Origin of the sequence: Streptomyces albidochromogenes, assembly GCF_005981925.1 — a bacterium.
Taxonomy (GTDB): Bacteria; Actinomycetota; Actinomycetes; order Streptomycetales; family Streptomycetaceae; genus Streptomyces; species Streptomyces albidochromogenes.
Map to the genome: position 1 here is coordinate 1 of NZ_VBVX01000506.1, position 2772 is coordinate 2772.

At 74.7% G+C, this 2772-nt stretch carries 3 protein-coding genes; 1 reads left to right on the forward strand and 2 read right to left on the reverse strand.

The window, feature by feature from the left end; translation table 11 throughout:
• Window positions 1–252: 252 nt before the first annotated feature.
• Both E2E34_RS33185 and E2E34_RS33190 read right to left on the reverse strand, forming a co-directional pair.
• Window positions 253–1368, reverse strand: coding sequence for a PP2C family protein-serine/threonine phosphatase (locus E2E34_RS33185; RefSeq protein WP_138905542.1), 1116 nt, complete (start codon window positions 1366–1368; stop codon window positions 253–255).
• Window positions 1369–1501: 133 nt separating this feature from the next.
• Window positions 1502–1729, reverse strand: coding sequence for a hypervirulence associated TUDOR domain-containing protein (locus tag E2E34_RS33190; RefSeq protein WP_138905543.1), 228 nt, complete (start codon window positions 1727–1729; stop codon window positions 1502–1504).
• A gap of 165 nt (window positions 1730–1894) precedes the next feature.
• Here E2E34_RS33190 and E2E34_RS33195 point away from each other — a divergent pair.
• On the forward strand, window positions 1895–2772 hold an 878-nt coding region (locus E2E34_RS33195), incomplete at its 3' end, for an SDR family oxidoreductase (protein WP_138905544.1).

Genomic DNA, 2772 nt, shown 5'->3' on the forward strand with positions numbered 1-2772 from the left:
GGCGACGGCCGCACCGGGTCGGGGTACGGATGCGTCATGGCTGGCCTCCTGCCTTCGGCCGTCGGGTGACGGAAATCAACACTCACCTTCTCCCGCAGCGACTGCCCTCGCCCGCCGACGCCACACGTCCGAGGGCGAACGCGGACGCCCGCACCCGCGGCGGCTCAGGCGGGGCTTGTGCGTGGGCCCGGCGGGCGGCGGCCGGGCGCGAGTCCCCCGCACCGCGCGTCGAGCCCGGCCCGCTCCTCCCCGTCACCGCTCCCGTTCGATCGCCACCAGCGCCGCGTCGTCCCCGAGGTGGCCGCCGGCGTGGCGGCGCAGGTCGTCGCACAGGTGCCGGAGCAGGGCCTCGGGCCCCTCGCCGGACCACGCCGCGACCCGCTCGGCCAGCGGGTAGAACGTGCCGTGCCGGTCCCGGGTCTCGATGACGCCGTCCGTGTAGAGCAGGGCGATGTCCCCGGCCGCGAAGGGGAAGTCCTGGGCGGCGAACCCGGTCGTCATGAACGCGGTGAGCCCCAGCGGCGGCGCCTGTTCGCCCACTTCCAGCGCGGTGACGCCGCCGCCGTGCAGGAGCAGCGGCGGGGGATGCCCGCAGTTGATCAGCTCGAGTACCGACGAGCGGTCCGGGATGTCGAGGACGGCGGCGGTCGTGAACGCCTCACCGCCGCCCTCCCCGTCGGCGGCGTAGTCGCCGGGCGTGTCCAGGTCCGAGGAGACCGCCGCCTCCAGGTAGGCGGTCAGTACGGGCAGTTCGGGCTGCCAGTGGGCGGCGGCCCGGAAGGCGCCGAGGAGGCGGGCCGCCTCTCCGATGGCTTCCAGCCCCTTGCCCCGTACGTCGCCGATGAGGAACCGGGAGCCCCCGGTCGTGCGCGCCGCCGCGTACAGGTCTCCCCCGATCTGCGCCTCCGCCTCGGCGGCGAGGTAGACGGCGGCGAGCCGCAGCGGGCCGATCCGGTGCGGAAGGGGCCGCAGTACGACCTCCTGCGCGGCCCGGGCCACCGAGCGGAGCTGGGTGAGCTGCTGCTCGTGCCGTTCCCGCAGGTGGGCGAGGAAGGTGACCAGGAGGGAGATGAGGACGAGGGAGATGATCTGCAGGGAGTGGTTCAGGTCGGTCAGGCTGGTCCGCACGACGGCGACCACCGCCTGGGCGAGCACGGCGAGCGCGCCGATGAGACCCGTCGTACGGGGTCCGGCGAACGACGCCGTGAGGGCCGGAGCCGCGACGAGGAACGGCCCGAGGTGGACCTCGGGCGGCGCCAGGATGTCCACCACGGTGACGAGGACGATCAGCGAAAGCGGCAGGGCCAGCCGTATGTCGTACGTTCCCCGTGACCGGCCGGGATGTGCGGCGAAACGCGCGGTGCCCATCCCTCCTGAATACACCGTGCGCGCGCCGGCCCGGGGCCACCGCCCCGGGGCGCGCGTGTCGGCGTCCTGGCAGGCCGGGCGGACGGCCGCAGGTCGTGCGAGTGCTCAGGTCACCGGGTGCGAGGCCGGGCCGTCACGCGTCCTTGCCGCGCTTGCGCAGGGACTGCGGCTTGTGGACCGCCCTGCGGCCGGTCTTCTCGCTCTCCACCTCGTACTGGGGCGCGTCCTTCGAGGCGTCGACGGTACGGCCCGCCGCCTCCGTGCGCTTCGTGATCTTCTTCTTGACCTTCCCCGGCACGGTCTGTCCGTGGCTGCTCCAGGAGACCTTGTCGTCCTTGCCGAGCTTCCTGTCCTTCGCCATGGGCCGTCTCCTCCTCGCCCGCCGCCTCCGCCCGGTGCGGCTGCGCCCCTCCACTCTCGCCGCACCGCGCCGCCGCGGCGACTCGCGGCGGCGCCTCCCGCGTCCGCTGCCTATGGTGAAAGGAACGAACCGCCGACTCGGCGGCACCTTCCCCAGGAGGACCACGTGACCGGCACCGCACGTCCTCTGCACGGCCGTACCGCCGTCGTGACCGGCGCCGCCCGGGGTCTCGGCGCGGCGATGGCGCTCGAACTGACCCGGCGCGGGGCCGCGGTGGCCCTGCTCGGCCGGGAGGAACCGACCCTGGCCGAGGTGCGGGACAGGCTGGGCGGCCGGGCCGCGTGCTGGGAGGTCGACATCACCGACGACGACGGGATGGCCCGGGTGGCCGCCGAGGTGCGGGACCGGCTGGGGCCGGTGTCGGTGGTGATCGCGAACGCCGGGGTGGCCGAGGGCGGCCCGTTCTCGGAGACCGACCCGGCGCTGTGGCGCCGCGTGATCGAGGTCAATCTGATCGGCAGCGCGATCACGGCGCGTGCCTTCCTGCCGGACCTGCGGGCGACCCGTGGGCACTTCCTGCAGATCGCCTCGCTGGCCTCCATCGGGGCGTCACCCATGATGAGCGCCTACTGCGCCTCCAAGGCCGGCGTCGAGTCGTTCGCGCACGCCCTGCGCGCCGAGCTCGCGCACGAGGGCGTCTGCGTCGGCATCGGGTACCTGAACTGGACCGACACCGACATGATCCGCGACGCCGACCAGCACCCCGTCCTGCGCGAACTGCGGGGGCACATGCCGAGGCCGGCCCGGAGGGTCTATCCGGTGGATTTCGTGGCGGCGCGCATGGTGCGGGCCGTCGAACGGCGCCGGGCCGCCGTGTACGTACCCGGCTGGCTCCGGGCCACCCAGGCGGTCCGGGCCGCGATGCCCCCGGTCGTCACCTGGGTCTCGAAGCGGGAGCTGCCCCGGCTCGAACGGGAGGCGGCGCTGACGGCGACGGGGCTGCTGGGCGCCGGCGGGCGCGCCGCGGTGCTCGGGCCCGGGGG

What these genes read in the sequence shown, in the direction of transcription:
- E2E34_RS33185 (WP_138905542.1), bottom strand. Translation starts at nt 1,368, where the DNA reads ATGGGCACCGCGCGTTTCGCCGCACATCCCGGCCGGTCACGGGGAACG.
- E2E34_RS33190 (WP_138905543.1), bottom strand. Translation starts at nt 1,729, where the DNA reads ATGGCGAAGGACAGGAAGCTCGGCAAGGACGACAAGGTCTCCTGGAGC.